Genomic DNA, 23,539 nt, shown 5'->3' with positions numbered 1-23,539 from the left:
GCTCTTTTTTATTTTGTGCAAATTTAGATCAGTGTCCGGTAGCTGGAGTTTCAGTAGCCGGAGTAGCTGGAGTCTCAGCAGCCGGAGTTGCTGGAGTCTCAGCAGCCGGAGTTGCTGGAGTCTCGGTGGCCGGAGCAGCCGGGGTTTCGGCAGCTGGAGTAACCGGAGTTTCGGCGGCCGGGGTCGTGGCTGGAGCGGTTTCTGTGACAGCAGGTGTTTCAGTGACTGGTACAGGTTTCTTTGTCACTTTCTTGACCGGCTTCTTGGTGGCTTTCTTGACCGGTTTCTTGGTTTTCTTGACCGGCTTCTTCACTACAGCTTTCTCAGTTTCAGCCGGAACCAGCTCGGCCTGGTTTTCTGCCGGGGGATTAGTTAATTCTGAAGCCTGTCCTTCTGTGTTCTCCTTGAGGAGCTGATCTTTCAGTTCCTGGATCTTTGAATTATCAACAACCGGTCTGGAGTTGAAATCAACGATGTCGCGGAGCGAGGAAACGACTGCGGAAGCCTGTTCCGGGCTGTTGCCGGAAGCGGTAACATCGCCTTCGACGCCCTGGAGCGAGTTCTGCACCTGCTCGGCTGAATATTTTTTGCTGTTTAAAACAACGAAAATATGGTCGGCAGTCCGATTCTTCTGATGGTTGGTCAGCCTACCGTTAGCCCTGGACTGTGCCAGAGCGGTAGCAAGCTTCTCGCAGAGACCGTCGATCGCATCGTTCTTCTCACCATAAAGCGCGATCATGTCGTCTTTAATAGTGGCGATCTGAGCTTCGCTGGGCTGGCTGTTTTTCTTGATTGCAGTAAAGTCTGATCTCAGCTGGTGGACCTGGTCCTTCTGGGTGTCAGTCATCTGGTACTGATCGGCTGAAGCAGTGTCCTCAGCCAGCAGGGGCAGGGAGAACATCAGTAGGGAAAGCATCAGAGCAAGGGCGAGAAATCTCATTGCGTACCTCCTGTACAAATTTCAGATTAAAGTCCGCATTTATATATTCCTTTGGAAAAGATTTGTCAAGAGTCCATACCGGTAGACCTCTGATATACTGTTAAAATGGGATTCAACATGAATCGGCAATTTTTGCTGGACCTGATCCTGGAATGCCGCAATTGTGAGCTTTCCGGTCATCGCAGGCAGGCAGTTCTGCCGCAGGGTGATTGGGACAGTGGAGTATTTTTTCTGGGGCAGGCACCGGGGGAGACTGAAAACCAGAGCGGACACCCGTTCTGCGGACCTTCAGGTTCGATTCTGGACCTGCTGTTCCGTGAAGCGGAATTCACCAGAAATGAAGTTTATCTTACCAATCTGGTTAAATGTCATCCACCACATAATCGCAGAGTCAGAAAGGATGAAATTGCTGCCTGCAGCTGCTTCGTAGATCAGGAAATCTGTCTGGTCAAACCAAGGCTGATCATACCACTGGGATTCTACGCCACCCGCTATATTTTTGACTATCTGGGGAAGATGAACCTGATTCGTGCGGATTTTCCAGGCTATACCGGAAAAATAATCGAGTTCTCAGGATTCTCCATCCTGCCCCTTGCACACCCGGCAGTTGTTTTTCACCAGCCCCAACTGGAAAAATCAATCATGAAAAAATATTTCGCAGCCGGGAATCTGATCAGAAGATTCAGGAATTCATGACTGTTCTGGAATCCAGTTTTCTCTTGAGATATTTTTCAATCAGATCAACCTGACCGGAATTGATCAAAAATCTGAACAGATAGTATTCGTTGAAAGGCTGGTAATTAGCTGATCCGGGGAAAGGACAATCCTTGCAGGTGCTGAGCCCGTTCCAATCACCCAGCAGCATTTTCTCCCTGAGCGGACCTGCTTTTTCAAACCACAATTTCTGAAATGAATCCTGTTTCAGGTTTCCCAGTGAGTTGTGCAGCGGGGAATCATGGCAGCAGACTGTCAGTTCGCCGTCCCAGCGGATTGAGGGGTTAAGGAACGGTAGTGAGCACGGAGGGCGGAATTCAGGCGACGGTCTGAGCGACTCCGGCTGGTGATACTCAGGGACGAAGAAAACTCTGTGCTCCTGGAGAGTCCTGATCCATCCGCAGATTTCCTCATGCAGGCCTGCATTTAGGGCTGACATCCGTGAATCCAGAGGATCGCAGGAGCGAAAATACAGGATATCTTTCTTTACCCAGTCGTGCCAGGCCGTAACCTGGATCTCAGGGAGCCTTTCCCTGAAATATTCAAAAAATAATTTGGCCTCGTGCAGGTTATCCCGGGTGACTATGAACTGGAAGATGTTTCTGACCGGAAGATGGCGATAATTTTTAAGATAATGGGAAATATTATCCTGAATTAGATTAAAGTCTCCGCCGCGGACAGCAGCATGAGTATCTTCAGTGCAGGCGTCAAGAGAAAAAACAATCCGCAGGTGCTCTGGAACTACTTCGGCAAGTTTTTCCTGAAATTGTGGAGTAAATTCCAGGACATTGGTATGAAACTCTACTTCCTGATAGAAGGCTTTCTTTTCCTGCCGGCTGCGTACGATGTCCAGTATCTTTATGAATTCAGGATGCAGCAGAGGTTCTCCGAGCCAGAAAAGAGAAAGCATTCTGACTGGAAAGGGAAGGGTTGAAAGATCGGAAATGATCTTTTCAAGCAGAGGCAGCTCCATCAGGCCTTTCTCAGGTCTACCATGAACTGTTTCCCAATCCCTGTACTTCTGACTGCAAAAGCCGCAGGAGAGCTGGCAGAGGTCTGTGACTTCAAGCTGAAGATAAAGTGGGATGTAAAATTTGCGAAGAGTTCGATGGCAGTATTCAGGAAGGATTTCCGGTAAACCTGTTTCTGCCAGAAATTTCTGCAAAACATCAATCTCCGCCGGGATTTCATTTTTACATGCAGCGCAGGGTGGAGATCTGAAATCACCTCTGATCTGCGAGAGACGCAGTGAATTCATGCCAGGCCCTTCCCAGAGCTCGAAAAAACTTTTGTCCTTCATACTTCCGAGTGCGGTTTCCAGATTGAAATCCCGGCAGCAGAAAGATAATTCTCCTGAAGAGCTGATCAGCGGGGATTTGTAAAGGTTAAGGCAGGCACATTTTTCAAAAAGAGCGGTATAATCGGTCGTGAAAAAATCGCGGCTGAATTCGGCGGTAATTTTCTGTTCTCCGCTAAAGACATGGTATCTGGGTTTGTTTTCGATCTGATGTATTTCCCGTCCTTCCACTGTTATGTACTTAAGCAGAAACTTGAAGCTGAATTCCATTTGATCCATTTCTATGGATGCACTGAAAAAGGGACCTGTTTTCTCCAGGCAAAGATGGTTGCCGTGCCATGAAAAAGGTGCACAGTCACCAATGACGAAGGCTTCTAAAAACGGAAGAACTCCAGAAGGAGTAATCCCTGAAGGGATTACCAGGCGAAAATTCAGGATCATTTGACGAATTCCAGAGTATAGAAGGGAATGAATTGACCAAGATTCTGTTCCAGCAGTTCGTGATAAATCTTTTCTTTCTTCAATTCCTCAGAGTAAAAAGGAATCAGATAGGGAAGGAAAAAACGATATCTGGTCCGTTGCCCAGGATTGAAAGCGATATCGTCGGGATGTCCTGTGTCGAGTCTGCGCTTGATTTCCAGTGTCCATTCACCTATGCATTTCATTTTTTCGACTTCGGGAAAATTGCTGACTTTGCCGTTGAAGGTCCAGCGGCATTCGATATCTGACGAAGATTCCGTCGCTTTAGCCGGCATTAAGGCATTGATCGTGGCGCCTTCGTAATACAGCGGTATCACGTCAAGAGCTTTGTACGACTTGTCGCCGCTGTCGTGGTAATTCAAGCCGAAAAGCTGATATGTTTCGTTGAGGTAGATGGGAAACGAGTTCTGCACACGCCCCTTCTCCATGAGGAGATCTTTTTTTTCGATGGTCGGAGTTGCTTTGCAGAAATTGTCATCAAGGTTCCTGGAGATACAGGTTCCAGGGGTCCAGTTCCAGAGGTCGAATCCCATGGGTAATCTCTTGGACAGGCATGTTTCAAGATCGTGATCGCCAATCTCCCAGTAGATGTCGAGAAACAGGTATTTGTAAGGATTGTAATACTTGTATCCTGTGAACGAGAGCAGAAAATAAGTCTTCTGACGCTCGTCCCATTTTAAACAGCTGACATAGGGTTCGCAGGGGATGTTGTTGGAAAATGAAAAAAACATGAAGACATTGTCCTGGTCATACAAAGCCGCCATCCTGAGATTGTCGAAAAATTTTGATTCAAGGATCACAGGGGACCCGTATACCTGATCCATGAATCCGTCAAGTTGAGGTTGGGCTGTAGTATGGGTGCAGCGCACGATTTTTCCGGAATCCGGTATCTGTGGGATTTTGCTTCCTGCCGGCAAGTCGATAGTGTATGGAAATTTCTCTGGAGGAAAGCCGGGGGGCAGGTTGTCCAGATGAGTCAAAGCAGTAAGTCTTTTTAAGTGCGCTTCAGTTTCTGCTGCATAAGGATTTACAGGCAGAGAAAGGGTTTCGGAGGTAGCGGGGATCGGAATGTTCAGGGATGTTACAGTCTTTTTAGGATGGAGCGGAATAATGTTGATTTCACCCTTTCTGATGAGCAGGTTCAAAAAAAACAGGTTAAATCCTAATAAAAGGACCAGCAGTAAAATGATTAGCTTTGAAGTCACTTTTTTTCCTCCTGTCTATTGTCTGAAGCGGAAAAAGAAAGTCTTGATTTGAGGAGTTCTGCTTCCGCCATGTATCTGAAATCATGGTTATAGTGGCAGTTTTTTATGAAATCGGTGGATTTCGAGATTTCTCCTTCCCGCTCCAGCAGCCTCGCCATCAGATAGTAATATTCTGGAATTTCCCATTTTTGATTGAGAAGTTGAAGTTTGATCCTGGCGAACTTGTCGTCGGATTCTCCGGTCTGCTCAAACAGATGATAAAGGTCCAGGTAGGGATCGATAAAATCCGGTTTAAGCGAAATCGTTTTTTGCAAATAAAAAATGGCTTGTGGAATGTTTGCGAGCTTCTGGAATCCTGTGGCAAGGCGATAAGTCACCTGCGGATCCTGTGAATTCGCCAGATAGGCGTTTTTCAAGTGCTGCTGTGCTTTCTGACTTTGATCTGAATCCAGGAACAGTTCTCCCAGAGCGAGGAGCAGGTCGGTCTGATAGGGAGCACTCAGCAGAAGGGAAGAGAGTAAAATTTCGGCTTTGGCGAATTCTTTCAGATATAGATAGATAAAAGCCAGTTCCTTGCCGACACTGAAATCATTGAATTTGGAATAAAGTTCCTCGAAATGAGAAACTGCGCTCTTGTAATCGCGCTTTTTCAGATGAAGGAATCCAAGTACTTTCACGGTTTCAATGTCTTCAGGAATGATCTTGGCCAGGCGCTGAAAATAATAAATTGCTGCATCATAGTTTTCCGTGCTTTTGTAAGTCAGCCCGAGGTAGTAAATACATTCCGGGTCAAAGGAGTCCCGCTCAAGGTATCGCTTCAGCTGATCCACTGCTCCAGAAAAATTCCCCTGAAAGTATTGAGAAATACCGATCAGTTTGAAGGGTTCGGCCTGATGGGGAAAAGTCTCCAGACATTTAGCGCCGTAATCATTAAGTTTGTCATATTGTCTGACTTTAAGCAGAGCCCTCAGGATGTTGATGTAAGGATAAAAGCTTATCCCGGGGTGGGCCTTGATCAACCGCTCGTACATCGGAATGGCATGGGACATCTCGGCCTGGTTGAAATAGATGTTGCCGAGATAGAGCAGCGCGTCGAAGTTGTCAGGGTCCTGCTTGAGGATTTCCTGGAACATGCTGAGGGCTTGGCTCTGGATACCGCCCTGCAGCAGGGATTTTGCCTGATCGACTCGCTGCTGGATGGTGTCAGTGCGGTTATCTTCTGTCCTGGAATGTTCTTCGGCAGCCCGGAATTTATCGAATTTATAAACTTTGGCCATTTTTCAATCCGTATTTACTGATTTTATTGTAGAGAGTTTTCCTGTCTATGCCCAGGGTTTCAGAGGCGCGGGATATATTCCAGTTTTCGCGTGAAAGGATCAGACTGATCTGCCTTTTTTCCATATCTTCAAGAGTATCACCGGTTTTTTCGACAATTTTCAGCTGCTGAGGCAGCAAGTCTGCGGCGTTGATGGTATCGGAATTGCTGAGCACTATCGCCCGCTGGATCGTATTTTCCAGTTCCCGGATGTTCCCCGGCCAGTTGTGCTCAAGCAGAATATTGAGGGCATCCGGGGTGATCCTGATGACCTTCTTGTTCAGTTCCTGGCTGAATTTCACCAGAAAGTGCTCCACGAGCAGAGGGATGTCTTCCTTACGTTCTCTGAGAGGAGGCAGGGAGATGTTCAAAACGTTCAGACGATAGAAAAGATCTTCCCGGAAATTGCCTTTTTTGATCTCATCTTCAAGGTTTTTATTGGTGGCTGCGATCAGGCGTACGTCAGTCTGAATCGATTCTTCGCTGCCGACAGGTTCGATCACTTTGTCCTGCATCACTCTCAGCAGTTTGATCTGGATTTTTGGGGAAATATCACCGATTTCATCCAGAAACAAAGTTCCGCCGTCGGCAAGTTCGAATCTGCCTTTTTTGTTGCTGATCGCTCCGGTGAATGAACCTCTGAGATGACCGAAAAGTTCTGACTCCAGAAGCGTTTCCGGCAAGGCAGCACAGTTTACTTTGATCAGCGGAAATTTGGCACGCGGGCTCTGCGCGTGAATCACATCAGCCACGACTTCCTTGCCTGTTCCAGACTCGCCAGTGATCAATACAGTGACATTGATTTCAGCAACCCTGTCGATCAGATCGTAAATCCGGCGCATTCGCGGTGAATTACCGAGCATTTTGCGGCCGCTGGATTCTTTTTTCAATTCCCGTTTGAGTTCCGTGTTTTCCCGGATTAAAGTGGTAGTGTTAAGAGCACGCTGGATGGAAAAACGGATCTTGTCGTAGGAAAAAGGCTTTTCGATGAAATCAAAGGCTCCCTGCTTCATTGCGGACACCGCGGCTTCTACAGTACCGTAAGCAGTCATCACTATCACGATCAGGGAAGGATGGAGCTCCCGGGCTTTTTGTAAAAGATCAAGTCCGCTCAGCCCGCTCATGCGCAAATCAGTGATCAGAAGATCGAAGTCTGCATCCGACAGAAGCTTTAAAGCAGTCGAACCGTTGCCGGCAGTGAAGATTTCATAACCTTCGGATTTCAGGGTGTCTGCGAGGGCGTTCAGCATGATGCTCTCGTCGTCCACGATCAGAATGCGGGATTTTCCAGTACTCATACGGTAATAAATATACTGATTGACATTGAATCTGTCAATCTTGCCCGGTTTTGAATTAACTCAGTCTTTTTGCAATAATAGTCGGATGCAGACGCTCAAGAGAACTGTCAAAATATCTGTACGTGGACTGGTGGAACATGTATTGAACCGGGGCGATCTCGATTTTTCCTTTTTTGGTGCCTCACGGATGGCGGAAGGGGTGCGTGCTCATCAGAAAATCCAGAAATCCAGACCTGAGGGGTACTGTGCGGAAGTTCAGGTGAAACGAAGATTCGAGACGCCTGAATTCACCCTGGAAATATCTGGAAAAATTGACGGTGTGCTTCCGGGATCCGACAAAACAGTGATTGAAGAGATCAAGACCACAGGACGTGAGCTGAACGAACTTGAAAGATATGCAGACCTGCACTGGGCGCAGTTGAAAGTCTATGCCTATATTTACTGTCTTGAGCATGACCTGCAGGCTTTGGAAGGACGGGTCGTCTATCTGCAGCAGGACAGCGGAGAAATCAGGGAAATGATCCTGCCGCTCTATTTACCTGAACTGACGGATTTTTTTGACAGCCTTTTTTCCAGTTATCTGGAATGGGCACTGCGAATCTCAGGCTGGCAGAAGATCAGGGACAAAGCGCTTCTGGAATGCCCTTTTCCATATAAATCGTACCGGAGAGGACAGCGACGGATGGCGGTGGGAGTCTTCAGGACGGTCAGGGATGGTGGGGTGCTGCTGGTGGAGGCACCCACAGGCATCGGAAAAACCATGGCAGCCATCTATCCATCCGCAAAAGCACTTGGAAATGGGGACTGCGACAAAATATTTTATCTGACTGCCAGGAATACACAGGCCTGTGCCGCTGAAAAAGCGGTCCTGGAACTGTCTTTGCTCGGAGTAAGGCTGAAGTCTGTGACGCTGACAGCCAAGGAAAAAATCTGCCCCCTGCCAGGCACTTCCTGCAATCCGGTTGATTGTAAATTCGCAGCCGGATATTTTGACAGATTGAGCGAGGGTCTGCTGGAAATATTCGGCCAGGACCGCTTTGATCAGGCGGCAGTGCTTAAGGCTGCTGAAACCCATAGTCTCTGCCCTTTCGAATTTTCGCTTGATCTGTCCCTCCACGCCGATCTTGTGATCTGCGACTATAATTATGCATTTCATCCCAGGGTTTATCTGCGTCGTTTCTTCGCCGAGGAAAACGGTAACTATGTTTTCCTGGTGGACGAGGCACACAACCTGCCTGACCGGGGGCGGGAGATGTTTTCCGCAAGTCTTTTCAAGAGTGACTTCCTGGCAGTCAAAAAAAACTTGAAAAATGAGCTGAATCTCGCACGCAGACTTTCTTCGATCAACAGCATATTTCTGAAACTCAAGAAAAAAATGCATGACTCAGTCGAAAGCTTTAAGGATCCCCCGGAGATTCTCATCCAGCCCTTACGGAAGTTCCTGAAGGCAGCGGAGAATCGATTGTCGGACAGAAAAAGACCTGCAGGCAGGGAACTGCTGGAATTTTATTTCGAAGTTTCCGCTTTTCTGAGGATTCTGGAAAACTACGATCAGAATTATGCCACAATCATGGAAACCGGCGGAAAGGATCTGGTGGTGAAGCTTTTCTGTCTGAATCCTTCTCTGCTGATGAAAGAGAGCTTTACCAGAGCCAGAGCTTCAGTGCTTTTCTCAGCCACTCTTTCCCCGCCGGATTATTTTCTTGAGACATCTGGTTGCAAGGGAGCTATGGTGATCAGCCTGCCTTCCCCATTTCCTCCTGAAAACCTGAAATTGCTTTCAGCCGACAGGATTTCGACCATGTATAAATTCAGAGATGAGACCAAGGAGCAAATCGCTGCAATGATCGAGGCTGCTGTTTCAGGCAAAATCGGTAATTACTTCGCTTTTTTTCCTTCTTATGAATATCTGGATAAAATCAAGGAGATAGTGATCCGGAATCCGGGGATTGAAATAGTGATACAACGGCCGGGAATGAATGATACCGACAGACTGGCATTCCTCGACCGGTTTTCCGCTGCAGGTAAAAAGACGCTGCTCGGTTTAGCCGTGATGGGAGGGATATTCGGAGAAGGGATTGACCTGGTCGGTGACAAACTGTCTGGAGCAATGATCGCGGGTCTCGGACTCCCCGGCATTTCAGCAGAGCGTGAATTGATCAGGGAATATTTTCAGAGGACAACCGGGATTGGGTTTGAAATCGCCTACCTCTATCCTGGCCTGAATCGGGTGCTGCAGGCTGCGGGCAGGGTGATCCGCACCGAATCAGACCGTGGATTTGTGCTGCTGATCGACAGCAGATACAAAGAAGTGAGGGTCAGGAAATTACTTCCCTGCCACTGGACGCTTACTCCTGTAAGGAATACAGCCGAAACTTGCTTCCTTCTAAGCGAATTCTGGTGCAATGGAGCAGGAAATCGTGTAGAATGATAATCTGATATTAGATTCAGGAGACTTGAAATGTGCAGGATGATTTTAGCTGCCGGAAAAATTGAAATGACGCAGCTTGTGGATGGCCTTCTGCTGATGGCTTCCGACAGGAATGAACTGCACGAGAACAACCGCGACAGGCACGGTGGGTTTACCCACGAGGACGGCTGGGGTGTGGTTTTTCTTGAAAACGGGGAACTCCGCGACAGGAAATCCCAGTTGTACTGCCTCAATGATCCTGAAATCAACGCCTTGAAAACAATCTCCACCGGACTGGCACTTTTACATGCCAGACTGGCTTCGAGCGGACGGAGAGGAGTACAAGACCCCCATCCGTTCCTGAAAACATTTCCAGGTCTGGGTAATTTTTATTTTACCCACAACGGCACAATCAGGGACGAGATCATTTGCAATGGTTCCATGCAGCCGGACGGGGACACTGATTCCGAACGCTGGTTCTGCTGCATGCTTTCCGATTTTGCCGCAGGAGGAGTGGATGCGGTAAAAAAGAGAGTGCGGGAACTGAAAGTTTATTCAGGCGCTAATTTCTTCTTCGGCAACAGTGAATTTGCCCTGGCAGCAGTGCATTACAACCTGGACCCTGAGAGTATCCCTACCGCAAGGGGTATCCCGACTCCTGAGTATTACACCATGAAACTGGGGAAATCTGCAGAAGCGATCTATGTCAGCTCTGAAAAAATTCCCATCCCTGGAGTGGAGTGGAGAACTCTGGCAGAAGGGGAACTGGTACTGATCAATCTGCGGACTCTGGAGTGCTCAGTCAGCAGCATCTATTGCTGAAAGTCTATTTCCCATCCGGATTTTCAAGGAATTTCCTGATACCTTCCAGATAGACCTTCCAGGAAAACAGGAAAGCCTGATTGTGGCTGCCGTGTATTTCCAGAAAAAATTTTGGCTGTGGCGCCAGCTGATATAGTTTTTCCCCCATTTCCACAGGTATGAACTCGTCTTCAGGGCTGTGGATGATCAGCACAGGACACTTGATTTTGAGGATATTCGAGAAATTGGGATATTTACAGGTGCAGAGGAGTTCTGCCGGCAGATACCAGTATACTTTTCCGGCCATATCAGGAATCGAGGTGAAGGTATTTTCGAGGATCAAAGCGGAAGGTGTTTTTTCTGCGCAGAGCGCCAGTGCGACTCCACCGCCCAGTGAATGCCCGTAAACCACTATCCTGCTGTTCGAATATCCCTTGATTTTAGTGAGATAATCCCAGGCTGCCAGAGAATCCAGGTAGGTGCCTTTTTCGCTTGGGCGGCCGGGACTTTCTCCGTATCCGCGATAGTCGATGGTCAGAACATTGTATCCCAGGCGAGTCAGGAAGTGCAGCCTGTCCAGAAAAAAGGACATGTTCAGGCTGTTGCCGTGGAAAAGCAGGAAAACATTTTCCGAAGGAATGCTGGAATGCACAAACCAGCCCGTGATTTTCGCTCCGTCGCTGGTGCCGATTTCCACTTTTTCATAAGTCAGGCCCAGTTTATCAGGTGTGCGTTCAATTACAGGGGACGGGTGAAAGAGGAGATTTGTCTGGTTGAAATAGACATAGGCACAGATTCCGAGATAAGAAAGAATCAGGATTCTCAGTATTTTCCAGCAGAAGGTGAGGGCGCGGCAGGTAACCGTATTATTTGTCTGCATTCACGTTACCTACGATGTCCATGATCACAAGGCCGGACAGAGTAAATCCGAAAATCGCCGGGATGTGCGCGACCGTTCCATTGATCCGGGCTTTCTGCTCGCACCAGTTATGTTCGTCTATGTCCGGGCAGACGCAGTTTTCACTGCCACAGGTACTGTTCTCCAGAGGTCTGCTGGCAGGCTCCACACTGTAGACGCAGATGATGTCTTCAGGCAGGCCTGATTCCCTCAAACCACGCCTGACGCGCTTGGCCAGCGGACAGATGGTGGTTTCCGACAATTTCCCGACTCTGATCTTGGAGGGATTGATCTTGCAGGCAGAACCCATTGAGGAGAAGACAGGGATGCCCTTCTCACGGCAGGTTGCCAGCAGATGGATCTTGTTTTTCAGGCTGTCGATGGCATCGATCACATAGTCATACTGTTCAAGGTGAAAAAGGGAAGAGGTGCGTTCCTCGTAAATTTCTTTCAAAGCTGCGATCTGCGCCACAGGGTTGATCGTGAGCAGTCTGTTCCGCAGTTCCTGCACTTTGGATTTGCCGATGTTGTGTACATTTGTCTGAAGCTGGCGGTTGAGATTGGTAATGCAGATGAAGTCCGAGTCTACCAGTGCCAGCTGCCGGATCCCTGAGCGGACCAGGCTTTCAGCGCACCAGGAGCCGACCCCGCCTGTGCCGAAAATGATCACTTTTTTAGTCTTGATCCGCTCAAGCTGGTTTTTACCGATCAGCAGTTCCAAGCGGTGAAAAATTAATGAAGTATCCATAGAGCCTCTTGTCTTAAGATTAGAGGCTCTTGGAGCACTAGCAAAACTCTCGCACAGGGCAATTTACAGTGATCATTGTCATGCTGAAAATCGAGTTTTGCAAGTGTCTCCATGGGAACAATATAAAAGACTGATTGAATTCAGTCAACCTGAAGAAATATCCGGACAGGCAAATATTGTTGATTTCATTGTTTCTTCACTTGAAATGCAGGTCATGTTTTGAAACAATGAGCTTCTTGCAAAATGTTTTATTCAGCTGTATCTTGACATTTATTAGAGGCTCATGTGGGGCACTAATGCCTCATAATGATCTGAAAGAATCATCAGGGCGGTTCATGCAGGATTATTATTATCCGGTCAATGACAGGGTGCTGCAGAAGCTCTTGAAACAGGGAAGCGGCGGGCAGGAATCTGTTTACCGTATCTTCGAGAAATTCCTGCGCGACCTGCTGATTGACGACCCCAATGATGTCCGCACCATGCTTCGGCTGGGAGTACTTTATCGTGAAACCGGCAGAATTGGCAAATCATTGCGTTATCTGTTGCGCTGCAGAAAGTCAGAGCAAACGGAATTCAGCTCCCAGATCCATTTTGAGCTGGCCAACACATACAAGGAACTGGGTGATTTTCAACTGGCCCTGGAAGAACTCTTGCAGATTCAGGAAAACGATTTTACCGAAGGTATGCGGGAACTTGCAGATTTCTGCGGGGAAATGCCATGAACGGATTTTTGAATTTTGCCGACAGATCCTACAAGCTGACCGGACGAAAGGATTATGGTGAAGTATCGATTATTTTTTCAGGGGAATTATATAATAAAATCGAGATTTCAAAGCAGTTTGACAGGGATGTTTCAGTCGAAGAGCTGGTTTTCAGGCTGTATCAGAAACACAAGGAAAAATTCATTGCCGGCTTTGACGGGGATTTCAATCTTGTCCTGTTTGACAGGGGCTGCGACAGGATCTTTCTTTTCCAGGACCTCACAGCCCTGACTCCGCTTCTCTATCATTTCGACGGATATAAACTGATCTTCGGTCATGATTACTCATATTTCAGAAGTCATCTGCCGATTCAGATCGACTACGAAGGACTCTCTTCCTATTTGAGATTCGAATATTTCAAGGAAGGGCAGACGATGCTGAAGGGAGTGCGGTTGATTCCGCCAGGCCATTACCTGGAAGTTTCCCAGTCCGGCTGCAGGCTGTTTTGTTATTATAAACCAGCCCCTGCAGCACCTGTCCGCAGTATCAACGAAGCCGCGGAATCATTACGAGATCTTGCTGTTCACGCACTGAAAAAAAGGCTCCATACCGGATCACTGGATCTCATGTATTCAGGAGGCCTGGATTCCAGCGCCTTGCTTGCCGCTGCAGACCTCGCAGGGATCAGCACCAGGACATTTTCCCTGCGCTTTTCCGAGCCTGGATTTGACGAAGGCACTTACAGATATGAGATGCTCAGCGGCAGGATTGAACATCAGGAATTTCTTGTTACACTTAAGAACTATGCGGAAGAACTTCAGAAATTGATTGTCAGCGGTGTCCAGGGATGTGCATTCGGCCAGGACCATGCCGCATTTCTTTCCGCCATCTCAGCGTTCTGCCTGAACAGCAGTCTTTTTTTCGGACTTCCCGCTGACGAGTGGTTTTTCGGTTATCCTTTCATGTCCTCTGCTGTGATCGCCAAACGCCGGGTTAATCAAGTTTCCGCGCTCTTTTCTGCCGGGATTCCTGATAACCCAGACAGACCTGGGATAGTCCGGCATCTGAAGATGGAATTCCTGCCTGTACTCCGTCATCATACCGATTATCTTGTCAGACGCCTCTCTGATCAGGAGATCATTGAGCTGATGGGGGTGGAGTATCTCTCGCCTGATCCTGAAACTCTGCCTGACAACCCTGAAGAATTTTTCAGATCACTGATCCTCTTTCAGTATAAAAATTCGCTGCCTGGAAATAATTACTTGAAACTTCATTCGATTGGAACTCTTTCAGGGAATAAAATCCAGCTGCCTTTTTCCGATCTATCGATCCTGGAGTTTGCCCTGTCCCTGCCGTTCGAACTGGCAGTGAGCGAACGCCAGAGGAAATTCATCCTGTCCAGAGCTTTTCCGGAGATCCCTGCCATCATCCGCAGCAGGAGAAAGCAGGGCTTCCAGATCCCGCTCAATGCCTGGATCAGAAGCAGGGAACTTTCTTTTATCCGGGAATATCTGCACGATCATGCTGTGACCCTGAAAATTCCACATGACATGATTGAACGGTTTTACACGGATACTGTAAAACCCGAGGAATCGGCGGAAAAGATTTGGATGCTGTTTGCTGCGCTATTGATGGTGAATTCGTTGAAATAAATATAGGGGGGAACGGCAGTTCTCCCTTACGAAGATTTTCCTATACAGATATTGTAAATAGAACCGATATATTTATTGAATTCTAATCTGGAGGACAATATGGATGACCTTAAGAGCAGGCTGAAAAAAGTAGGGGAGAAATTCGGGATGAAGATCACTCCGGAAAATGTGGACCAGATTGTCAGAGACACCTGGGAGAAATATTATAAGATGTCGAAGAAATAGATTGCGAATGATGATGGAATCAAAAAAGCCCGCGGATGCGGGCTTTTTTTGTTTTATGCGATTTTGACGGCGTTTATAAAGATCCCTGTTCCAACTTGTTGGAACAGGGATCAAGTAACTGTAAGAAAACCCATTCCGGACGGAACGGGTTTTCAACAGTTACTAGACAGGTCGGGCTGTAAGCCGGGTTCTGTATCCTCCTTGCGGGGGATGGCAACCATCTATCTGGGACCATGGTTTCCCAAGGCCTCAAGCGACCAACCCGGGGACATCGGGCAGAGCAACCCGTCCCCCTATTAGGTCTTGCTTCCAGCGGGGTTTATCCGTCCGGTCCGTCACCGGACCGCCGGTGAGCTCTTACCTCACCTTTTCACCCTTACCCGACACCCGCAAGCGGGTATTGGGCGGTATAGTTTTCTGTGACACTTTCCGTAGGGTTTCCCCTCCCGGCAGTTAACCGGCGCTGTGCTCTTGTGAAGCCCGGACTTTCCTCAATCTGTTACGGCGCTTGGCCGTTACAGGTTGCGGTTGCCCACCCGGCCTATCTTTTTTTCCTTACGTCTTCTCAAATATCCGCAGTTGTAACATTTCACCAGTTTGAAGTCAAGCCAGTCGTTGTTTTTCATCTGCGTAATCATCATCTTGCTGCCGCAGCGGGGGCAATGACTCTTGAACCAGTAATTGATGAGCCCGAAAATCAGGAGGAAAAAAACCGTGTAAAGCACCCAGAATCGGAATTTTTTCCAATTTCTGGCACCTTCGATCTGACCGAGCCGGCTTTCCAACTCCGGATAAGATTTGGAAATTTCCCGCTGCAGTTGAGTGATGGCTTCCAGAAGCCCGGTACCGATGGAAGTGCTTTCCAGGTTACTGATATTGTCTTTGTTTTTAAGCTTTTCAGCGTATTCCAGTTCGGATTTTCTGAATGTATTGACCAGCATATCATTGGCATGGTCTACTTCTTTCTCGTCAATGGCGTAAACAAAGCGGCGGTCCAGTTCTATGCTGTAAATGCCCTGTTTGGGGAACAGCAGAAAGAGAATCTGGAACATACCCTGGCTATGTTTCTGATACTGGTTGAAGAAAAAACTGACAAGCTCTTTGTCATCGTAACCATAAAGGTCAGGAAGGATCAGCACTGTGAAGGTGGTATGGATGGAGCTGCGGGCTTCTACAATTTTATCGTTGATCTTCTGCCTGTAATCGTCTCCGATCACACCTAAATAATCCATAAAGTTTTCCGTGCCCTGGTAAACCTTCAGTTTTTCAGCCATCTGAATGGCTTTGCGTTGAGACGAGAAAAAGTAGGCGATTGCCAGGATCAGGATGGGGACGATGATGATTGCGACAAATTTCCTATCGCTTTGCAAGAATGTCCTCCAGATAAAGAATTCTTTTGCAGTTGGGACAGGATATCAGGCGGATGTTTTCAGAAAGCTGATTGACAGTTTGATGATCCAGGCTGATATTGCAGCCTGTGCAGATGCAGTTCTTGACAGGCACCAGCACATTGAGGTATTTCCCATGCAACCGGGTAAATAATGAAAGCAGGCTGGGATCGGTTTCAGTGGAAACTTTCTGTTTTTCAGAGGAAAGTGCTGCCAGCTGTTCCACTACTTCGGGAAGCCTAAGTTCAAGGCTTTCCTGTTTTCCCTTTAATTCCAGTTCCAATACAAGGACCTGGTCTGACAGCCGTTTGATACGGGGCATAAGCTGGTCGCACTGATCCATCAGTTCGATCGAGGCAAGTTCAGCCTCATCCCTTTTCAGATCAAGATTGACCTTTTCCTGTTCCAAAGCTTTCAACTGTCGTTCAGAAGTCACTTCCCTGAGTTTCTCTTCAGTGTGCTTGATCCTGAATTCCATTTCCTTGAGTTCCTGGTTGGATGCAACAAGTTTTTTCCGGCACAGCTCATCTTCATGCTGCAATGTCCCCAGCTCGGTTTTGGATGTCTGGATGCGGTTTTTGCACTCAGTTACTGCGTCTTCCAGGGCAGTACGAAGGTCGGTTAAACTTTTTTCACGGTATAAACAATCCTGCAACATCAGAAGATGACCAATTTTTAGCATGCTATTCATTCTCCGGAACGGAAATCAGGCCTTTAAAAAATGTTTGCAGAAAATCTTTCAAGATTGAGGAGAAGCATGTTTCGCTCCCGAAATGACCGAGTGAGACAGGCAGAATCCCTGATTCCTGCAACTCCAGACTGTCATGATAGCGCAGTTCGCCGGTCAGGAGCAGATCCAGTCTGCGGTTGACAGTTGCTGAGACTATCTCGCGTCCTGATGAACCGGAACAGATCGCAATTTTCCGCACGATTTTTTTCAGATCTCCGGCTGCCTGAGGTTGAAATCCATTCTTTCTCAATATTCCTAAAATAGCGGAAGCCTTCACAGGGGAATCCAGGTGCCTGATTCTCCCGATCCCGTCTGTTGCAGAAGGTGGCTGGACTTCAAAGAAGTCGTATGCGACCTCCTGATATGGATGCACAGCCAGCATGTTATTCAGACTTTTTCTGAGATGCCGCTCTCTGCAGATGGTTTCCAGACGTACTTCATCAACCTGCTCAATAGCTCCGGGTTTACCGATGAAAGGGCGGGTTGAGGGATTGCCGCGAAACGAGCCGGTGCCTGGGGCTGCAAAAAAGCAGCAGTCGTAATTGCCGATCACGGAAGCGCCTCCGGCTATGAGGGCCGTCTTGACTTCGTCCAGATGTGATTCAGGCACGAAAACAGTAATCTTGAAGATTTTTTCTCTGGATGCGAGCAGCTGAGTGCTGTGTCCCTCGAACAGATCGGCAAGATAATCGTTGATTCCACCTGCTGCTGAATCCAGATTTGTGTGCAGGGAAATCAGGCTGATTCTGCGGAGGATCAGTTCGCGTACTTTTTTTGCCTGCAGTCTGCTGAAATTGAGGGACTTAACCGGTGAGAAGAACAAGGGATGATGTGTGATGATCAGATTGCATTTCGATTCAATCGCTTTGGCGATCATTTTTTCAGTCAGATCGAGTCCAACCATGATTCCACGGATCTGATCCATCGGATTACCGATCTGCAGCCCGCTGTTGTCCCATTCTTCCTGGAGAAGAAAGGGATATTTCCTGTCGATTTCGGAGAGGATTGAACCAAGTTTCATCATCAGAAAATTGTATCGGTAGAACGGTCAAAAAGCAAATCTTTCCCAGATTTTGAGGCAGTAATTACTGCCCTCTTCGCCGTACAGGACAATTTTTTCACTCAGATTGTAATTCCTGGCTAAAAATTCCTCTGCCTGTCCGGTAAGACGAAGGTCCTTCAGGGTCTCGCCTGAATCATCCGTATTTACACGGATTGAAGATTTGTCCAGCCAGGTCAGACCGAATTCAAGGATTCTATTTTTACTCTCAAACAAAGAATCCCCGGACTCGGAATATCTTTCGAGGGATGCAACAGGCAGATCAGGCGCGACAATCCGGATCTGGTCTGCAAAGGTAATCAAATTCCATTCATAGGAGTAGTTCGCAAAAATGAGATCTTTAGACTGATTAAAGCGGGAAGCAGCGATGCCTGCAAGCTGTCTGAGCTCATCTTTATTCTGATAGATTTTCCAGGGGTTGAAGAACTGGTCCAGATCCTGCAGTCCGCACATGAAAAGCGCTGACAGCAGGAACGGAGCAGCGAGCCTTGAGTTCTTAAGATTCAGGGCCAGAGTCAGCAGCATTACAGGCAAGTATGGCAGCAGATGATATGGAAAGAATGAGATGCGCTGAATTCTTGCTTTGGTGATTTCAGAAAAAACGGCCAGCAGGATGAACGGAATCAGATAGAGGGGAAGCAGATTTCTGCCGGAACCTTTTCTGAACATCAGAAAGTAAATCAGCACTGTGAACGGAAGCGCCAGTGTCCAGTTCAACCACAGATAGCGCTCTCCCATCAGGAAAAGATAGGCTGGAGTGTAAAGCAGATATTGAAAGGACAACTCTGGATCAAAGATATTGATGGCCGGCTTGGTGGCAGTAAGACCGATGCTTTTGCCCGATGCAATCCCGTGCAGAAATGGGTTCGAAAGGATTACTGAAAAGAGGGGAATAGAGAAGAGCAGGATCAGAATCAGCGGACGTTTGAAATTCACCCGGCGTACGATCATGGCATCGATGAATAATGCTGCGATTAAAAATAAATGATAATAATAAGAATAAATAGCCAGTAAGCAGACTACAGTAAAGGCTGCAGTTTTTCTGCTCGAAAGCGCATGCAGATATGTATATAAAAGCAAGACTGCTATCAAAATGTGGAATGAATAGTAGGTGGCTTCGCGGCTGAAAAAGAGAAATCCCGGATTCAGAGCCAGCAGGGCCAGCCATTTCCGGTCCAGTGATGTGCGCCGCAGGATTTGATCGAAGATTACAAGCGTCAGGAATCCGAAGAAGATCGAAGAAAGGCGCAGCGCTATCATGCTCCCGCCGCCGAGTTGCCTGTAGACAGAGATCAGAAAATAATACACAGGGGGATGCATGCCATGCACAAAATTCTCCTGCATATACTTATAATTCGTAAAATAAGTGGCTGTCTCATCCGAAGTAGGGTCCCTGGTGGCGATTCCGGCCAGGCTGATCGCGAGAAAAGCAATGAAAATCAGTAGTTTCAGACTCCTGCCCCCATCCGCTCCAGGAAAGGCTGAATTTCCCTGTAGAGCCCTTTTTTTAACAGGTAGCGCACGAAATCAGCGTTTTTCATTGTGGGAGCATTGAGGTTAGCACATTGGGCGCATCGCGGGATCTTGTTAAATTCACCTCTGATGTGACAGAGCCTCCAGAAATTCAGCTTGGGCGAGTCCCAGATCTCGGAAAGAGTATTCAGACTAAGATCGCCGGTTTTCAGCTCCATGCCGACATCAAAGCAGCAGACTGTCACTTCTCCGGTCCAGTTGACAATCGGGGTGAACCACAGCCCGGGGCAAGGTCTTCTGACGAAATTTCTCTCTGTGACAGGTTTTTCTTTGAGAATGGAATCAGTGACTATGATCCGCCTGGAATTGTTCTGCTCGGTTTTCGGAATCAGACCGAGCCCGATCAATACTTCCTTATGGAGATTTTCAGCCGCAAGCTGATTGTCACAATCCAGCCTGCGGAAATAAATGGCGTCCTTGTTATACGAGGGCCAGTCATAGGCAATCATGAAATCAGATCCAAGCTCTGTCAGTATTCTCCTCCAGAAATCGAGAAATCCCGCTGCTTCTCTGCGGTTCTCGCTCATCACGATGAAAGCCAGGGTCACTTTAGGATACTGAAGCCCCAGCTCCCGTCTTCTATCCAGAAAATAGCGGATGTTTTCCACAGTGCGTTCATAGCATTGATTTTTATGAATCAGTTCATAAACCTGAGGTCCGGCGGCGTCAATGGAAAAGTGCAGCCTGAGCATCGTCGAAGGGTTCTGATCTATACGCTGTGCTGCTCTAAGTATCGTTTCGCTCTTTTCCCGGTCCAGCAGGCTCCCGTTGGTGTTCAGCGTCAGGTTTGAGAAAAGCCGGTTGCTTCTGTTCCCCGCGAAAGCCTCGTCCAGGAAGGCTGAAAATTTATCGTGAAGGGTGGATTCTCCCAGCCAGAAAGGAGTGACAGTGGAGACGGGAAATTCCTCCAGGTCCCGGACTATGCGGGTGAAGAGACCGGATTCGAGGTATCCCATCGGTCTTTCAGCCATTTTGGTACGGGTAGACTGGTCGCACATCAGACAACGGAAATTGCAGTGATTGGTGAATTCTATCGTCAGGATCGGATCAGACCTGAAAACTGTGAATTCGATGGAATTGATCTTCCAGTCATGCTCCTTTTTCAGATAGATGACTCCTTTGTGGTTGACTATGTAAGGATAGCCAGTGCTGTCTTTTCCGAAAATGAAGAAGAGAAAAGTGAGCCAGGAAATTTCTCCACTTGGGCTGATCGTGAGATCTTCTATCTTGAAGGTGATTTCAGGGTGGGAGCATTTTTGGAAGGCTTCTTGAAAAGCGATCAGAATCGGATCCTGAGGGTGTGCAAACAGAGTCGAAAGATAATCAATTTTCTGCTCCCTGATCCGGGTGAAAACTGATTCTGCAAGTGACGTGATGTCTTCCAGCTCAGAGTGCACTGCCGGTCTGCTGGAAATCTTCAGAAAGTGCAGAGTACCTCCCAGGCAGGGGGAGGTGTCGGGGAGTTCGTCCAGAATCAGTTTCACAGGCAGGGAACGACGGAGTTTGTGAGAGGACAGCAGGGAATTGAAATCTCCACTGATCATCATTTCACGGCATCCGGTAACAAAAGCAACATAGTTGACGTAATGTAAAAAAATGTCCTCAGTGACCTTTTTCAAAGCCACAAGCAGGTCAGGCCTGTTTTCCGGAGAAATGCGTGTTTTGAAAAAATCTGCAGGAGAGTTCTGAAGATTGACCCTGCCGTTCGGGTTGAAATAGAAGTGATCTCGCAACTCATGATAAAACCTCGTTCCGCCATATGGAAACATCTCGAGCATTTCTTCAGGGGATGCCCCGGCTTCATTGTAAAGCAGCGAAAGGGCATCTGAAATTTCACTGACTGTTTGAAGCTGCAGGTCCAGAGGCCTCAGGCTGCCTCCGGTTGATTCGAAAACGCTGAGAGCACGGGTGGAAAAATAGAAGCAGATTCCATTGCCATAAATCGATGAGAGATACAGGAAGCTGGCATAGTCCGGGTTCACCTGTGAAAGCGGTTTGTAGTTCTGAGGAACTCCGGAACGGAAAATCACCTGTTGCAGGTATTTTCCGGCCAGTTCGTGTTCGAATCCGGCGTGTACGAATCCATCCACCTGATCCTGGGAAATTCCTGAACGGTCCAGCAGGTGGAAAATCGAAGCGGCCGGGATGCCAAGATTCCCGAAGTGCTCAAGCCGCTGCTCGACTATGGCACTGAGCTTTCCGCCTGAGAGCAGAGCGGCAGCAGGAAGGTGTGTCTGAAAAGATACTATGTTCATGAGCCACCCTCGATCTTCAGCCCTGAAGACGAAACCTCCGAGATCTTGCGCATTTTGTTGCCTACCCGGTCCGAAGCTTCCAGGGTCAGGTTTACTGCTCCGGATTTCGGAAAATATGACCTGATTTCAGCAGGAAAGAAAACAATCCTCGTTTCAGGATCAAAATCAACCGGGACTTCTTCACTTCCAAACCAGACTTTGACGGAATCAGGATCAATTCCACAGCCTGTGTCGGTGATGCTGAACTGCGCGCCATCCTGGCTGATACGGGGTGGGATGTCGTCATAGAAGAGGGCGCAGGTTTTAAGACAGTCAGAATCGAATTCCACGGCTGATCCGTTCCAGGAACTGTCCAGATAGCTCCAATGCCCGCGATCGAATCCGAATGCACAGATTTTAGCTGGAATAAGGTTTTCTGTTTTCCAGGGGATAATTGAAACCCGGGCCGTTCTTTTAAACAATTTGGAACCATTTTCGAAGAAATAGCAGTCTGATTGCTGTTTCAGCTGAAATTCCGGAGCTTCTACAACGGAAATTCCTTCATAATGATCCTGATAGATTGCATCTTCCGGCAGATCAAGGCTCAAGTCCTGGTAAACAAGATGCTTTTCCAGTCCATTGAAACGGATGATCCGACAGAGCTGGACCGGGATATCATTTCCCGGCTGATAATAAAGTTCCAGATCGCACAGAGGAGTGAAAATCTGAAATCCGGCTGCAGTACCCGCTGTCTTCTGAAATTCACTGTGGCTGTATCCGAGCGGCAGCAGTACAAAATCATCGAGTACAGTCAGTTTCAAATCTGCCTCGGCGGACTGGACTGGTTTTCTGGAGAAACTGATTTCAGCTCTGGAACTGTTGCCGCAGAAATCCGCCACAGTGACTTTCAGGACTTTAACTCTGTCTCCGATAGTGTGCGATTTTTCCGATTTGAGCACAATGCCGGGCAGAATCACATTTTCAGGGATCTGGAGATTGTAAAAATAATTGTCATAATCTGCTTTGGCAAGATCATACAACAGACCATATTCTTTCTCCGAATATTTGAAATAATCGAAGTTCGCGCAATAAATTTCAACGCTGTCCAGTTCAGCATCTATGAGATACACTCCGAGATGGTTTGCCGCCTGATTCATCTGATCATAAGTCTTAACCCGGAAGCAATATGTACCAGGGCTCAAGCTGACTTTCTCCCGATTCCTGAATATTCCGTTGAGGTTCTGGAGAGTGATTTCCAGGGGGAGAGGCAGTGAATTAACAAGCGAACCAGGGGCTGCCGGCACGATCTCAAGGCTTTCGATCACAGGCTTACGGGTATCTTTTACGTGAACCCGTTCTATGTAGTTGATCGGAGTTTCCCAATCCCTCCGGATTTCGTAGTGCAGGTGAACTGTTCCGGAGCCTGTCTGTCCGGTGTATCCAAGGATCTGGCCTTTTCTGACCTGAGGTTCAGTCCCTGATTCAAACAGGCAATCGACCGGGTAACGCCTGCCTTCTTTCTTTCTCAGATTCAGCAGCTTGTCTTCCAGCTTCAAAACCCTGTTTTCGAACATGGAAAGATGTGCGAACAGTGAAATTTCGCCTGAATCATTCTTCAGATACAGGGATTTGCCGTATCCATATCTTTCAGCTTTCATGCGAACCAGTAAACCGTCATCCATTGCCCGCACCGGGATTCCTTCACCTTCACAGCGGAAATCCATGCCTGCGTGCAGCCGCGAACCCCTGAATTCTCCGAAGGTGGCGGCAAAGCCCTTCGAATCCGGCAGGATCTGAAAATCGGAATTAGCCGCAAAGATGCGCAACACAGCACAAAAGATAAAATAAATCATCAGATGCAGCCGCACGGCATGATTATAGCATGATCTGGGATCGCATGCCATATACTT

General features: G+C 47.8%; 19 protein-coding genes and 1 other RNA gene. 7 read left to right on the top strand and 13 right to left on the bottom strand.

Annotated elements, in window-relative coordinates; translation table 11 throughout:
• Window positions 1–28: 28 nt before the first annotated feature.
• Window positions 29–940, bottom strand: a complete 912-nt coding sequence (locus PHW04_11070) for a hypothetical protein (protein MDD2716418.1) — start codon at window positions 938–940, stop codon at window positions 29–31.
• Between the two features lie 105 nt (window positions 941–1,045).
• Between PHW04_11070 and PHW04_11065 the strand changes: the two genes are divergently transcribed.
• On the top strand, window positions 1,046–1,636 hold the full coding sequence (locus PHW04_11065) for a uracil-DNA glycosylase (protein MDD2716417.1): 591 nt from the start codon (window positions 1,046–1,048) through the stop codon (window positions 1,634–1,636).
• Here PHW04_11065 and PHW04_11060 read toward each other — a convergent pair.
• From PHW04_11060 to PHW04_11045, 4 genes are read right to left on the bottom strand one after another with little or no spacing between them, the layout of a single operon-like run.
• Window positions 1,623–3,392, bottom strand: coding sequence for an SPASM domain-containing protein (locus tag PHW04_11060; GenBank protein ID MDD2716416.1), 1,770 nt, complete (start codon window positions 3,390–3,392; stop codon window positions 1,623–1,625). The two genes, PHW04_11065 and PHW04_11060, sit on opposite strands and share 14 nt — an antisense overlap.
• Window positions 3,389–4,636 (bottom strand): hypothetical protein, encoded by a 1,248-nt coding sequence (locus tag PHW04_11055; GenBank protein MDD2716415.1) that lies wholly within the window; start codon window positions 4,634–4,636, stop codon window positions 3,389–3,391. Before PHW04_11055 ends, PHW04_11060 begins: the two co-directional genes overlap by 4 nt.
• Entirely contained in the window at window positions 4,633–5,913 is a 1,281-nt protein-coding gene (locus PHW04_11050; GenBank protein ID MDD2716414.1) for a tetratricopeptide repeat protein, read from the bottom strand. The genes PHW04_11055 and PHW04_11050 overlap by 4 nt, the downstream gene beginning before the upstream one ends.
• Entirely contained in the window at window positions 5,897–7,249 is a 1,353-nt protein-coding gene (locus PHW04_11045) for a sigma-54 dependent transcriptional regulator (protein MDD2716413.1), read from the bottom strand. Before PHW04_11045 ends, PHW04_11050 begins: the two co-directional genes overlap by 17 nt.
• 85 nt (window positions 7,250–7,334) lie before the next feature.
• Here PHW04_11045 and PHW04_11040 point away from each other — a divergent pair, with 85 nt between their 5' ends.
• Window positions 7,335–9,680 carry an ATP-dependent DNA helicase gene (locus PHW04_11040; GenBank protein ID MDD2716412.1) on the top strand — a complete coding sequence of 782 codons (2,346 nt, stop codon included), beginning with the start codon at window positions 7,335–7,337 and terminating at the stop codon, window positions 9,678–9,680.
• Window positions 9,681–9,710: 30 nt separating this feature from the next.
• Complete coding sequence (locus PHW04_11035) at window positions 9,711–10,481, top strand: class II glutamine amidotransferase (protein MDD2716411.1); 771 nt, start codon at window positions 9,711–9,713, stop codon at window positions 10,479–10,481.
• Between the two features lie 4 nt (window positions 10,482–10,485).
• On the opposite strand, the gene PHW04_11030 is transcribed toward PHW04_11035, so the two are convergent.
• Together PHW04_11030 and PHW04_11025 are read right to left on the bottom strand one after the other, a co-directional pair.
• Window positions 10,486–11,340, bottom strand: a complete 855-nt coding sequence (locus tag PHW04_11030; GenBank protein MDD2716410.1) for an alpha/beta hydrolase — start codon at window positions 11,338–11,340, stop codon at window positions 10,486–10,488.
• On the bottom strand, window positions 11,327–12,106 hold the full coding sequence (locus PHW04_11025; protein MDD2716409.1) for a tRNA threonylcarbamoyladenosine dehydratase: 780 nt from the start codon (window positions 12,104–12,106) through the stop codon (window positions 11,327–11,329). The genes PHW04_11030 and PHW04_11025 overlap by 14 nt, the downstream gene beginning before the upstream one ends.
• A 296-nt stretch (window positions 12,107–12,402) precedes the next feature.
• Here PHW04_11025 and PHW04_11020 point away from each other — a divergent pair, with 296 nt between their 5' ends.
• The 3 genes from PHW04_11020 (at window position 12,403) to PHW04_11010 (ending at window position 14,684) form a co-directional block, all read left to right on the top strand.
• Window positions 12,403–12,828, top strand: coding sequence for a hypothetical protein (locus PHW04_11020; protein ID MDD2716408.1), 426 nt, complete (start codon window positions 12,403–12,405; stop codon window positions 12,826–12,828).
• Complete coding sequence (locus tag PHW04_11015; GenBank protein ID MDD2716407.1) at window positions 12,825–14,459, top strand: asparagine synthase-related protein; 1,635 nt, start codon at window positions 12,825–12,827, stop codon at window positions 14,457–14,459. The genes PHW04_11020 and PHW04_11015 overlap by 4 nt, the downstream gene beginning before the upstream one ends.
• 99 nt (window positions 14,460–14,558) lie before the next feature.
• A complete protein-coding gene (locus tag PHW04_11010) occupies window positions 14,559–14,684 on the top strand; it encodes a hypothetical protein (protein ID MDD2716406.1) in 126 nt (41 codons plus the stop codon).
• A gap of 163 nt (window positions 14,685–14,847) precedes the next feature.
• Here the strand turns inward: PHW04_11010 and rnpB are convergent.
• Window positions 14,848–15,228: RNase P RNA component class A (rnpB, locus tag PHW04_11005), an RNA gene on the bottom strand.
• Window positions 15,229–15,346: 118 nt separating this feature from the next.
• On the opposite strand from rnpB, the gene PHW04_11000 reads away from it, so the two are divergent.
• Window positions 15,347–15,907: a hypothetical protein gene (locus PHW04_11000; protein ID MDD2716405.1), complete on the top strand. Its 561-nt coding sequence runs from the start codon at window positions 15,347–15,349 to the stop codon at window positions 15,905–15,907.
• Between the two features lie 133 nt (window positions 15,908–16,040).
• Here the strand turns inward: PHW04_11000 and PHW04_10995 are convergent, their stop codons facing one another.
• The 5 genes from PHW04_10995 to PHW04_10975 form a co-directional block, all read right to left on the bottom strand.
• On the bottom strand, window positions 16,041–16,754 hold the full coding sequence (locus tag PHW04_10995; protein ID MDD2716404.1) for a C4-type zinc ribbon domain-containing protein: 714 nt from the start codon (window positions 16,752–16,754) through the stop codon (window positions 16,041–16,043).
• Window position 16,755: 1 nt separating this feature from the next.
• Window positions 16,756–17,826 (bottom strand): Nif3-like dinuclear metal center hexameric protein, encoded by a 1,071-nt coding sequence (locus PHW04_10990; GenBank protein ID MDD2716403.1) that lies wholly within the window; start codon window positions 17,824–17,826, stop codon window positions 16,756–16,758.
• A 24-nt stretch (window positions 17,827–17,850) separates the two neighbouring features.
• The gene (locus tag PHW04_10985; protein ID MDD2716402.1) at window positions 17,851–19,206 is read right to left on the bottom strand and encodes a glycosyltransferase family 39 protein; all 1,356 of its coding nucleotides are present in this window, start codon (window positions 19,204–19,206) and stop codon (window positions 17,851–17,853) included.
• A 104-nt stretch (window positions 19,207–19,310) separates the two neighbouring features.
• Entirely contained in the window at window positions 19,311–21,650 is a 2,340-nt protein-coding gene (locus tag PHW04_10980; GenBank protein MDD2716401.1) for a radical SAM protein, read from the bottom strand.
• Window positions 21,647–23,497 carry a M23 family metallopeptidase gene (locus PHW04_10975; GenBank protein ID MDD2716400.1) on the bottom strand — a complete coding sequence of 617 codons (1,851 nt, stop codon included), beginning with the start codon at window positions 23,495–23,497 and terminating at the stop codon, window positions 21,647–21,649. The genes PHW04_10980 and PHW04_10975 overlap by 4 nt, the downstream gene beginning before the upstream one ends.
• Window positions 23,498–23,539 lie beyond the last annotated feature (42 nt).

Source organism: Candidatus Wallbacteria bacterium, assembly GCA_028687545.1.
Lineage (GTDB): Bacteria > Muiribacteriota > JAQTZZ01 > JAQTZZ01 > JAQTZZ01 > JAQTZZ01.
This window is presented reverse-complemented; position numbering and strand designations above follow the sequence as displayed.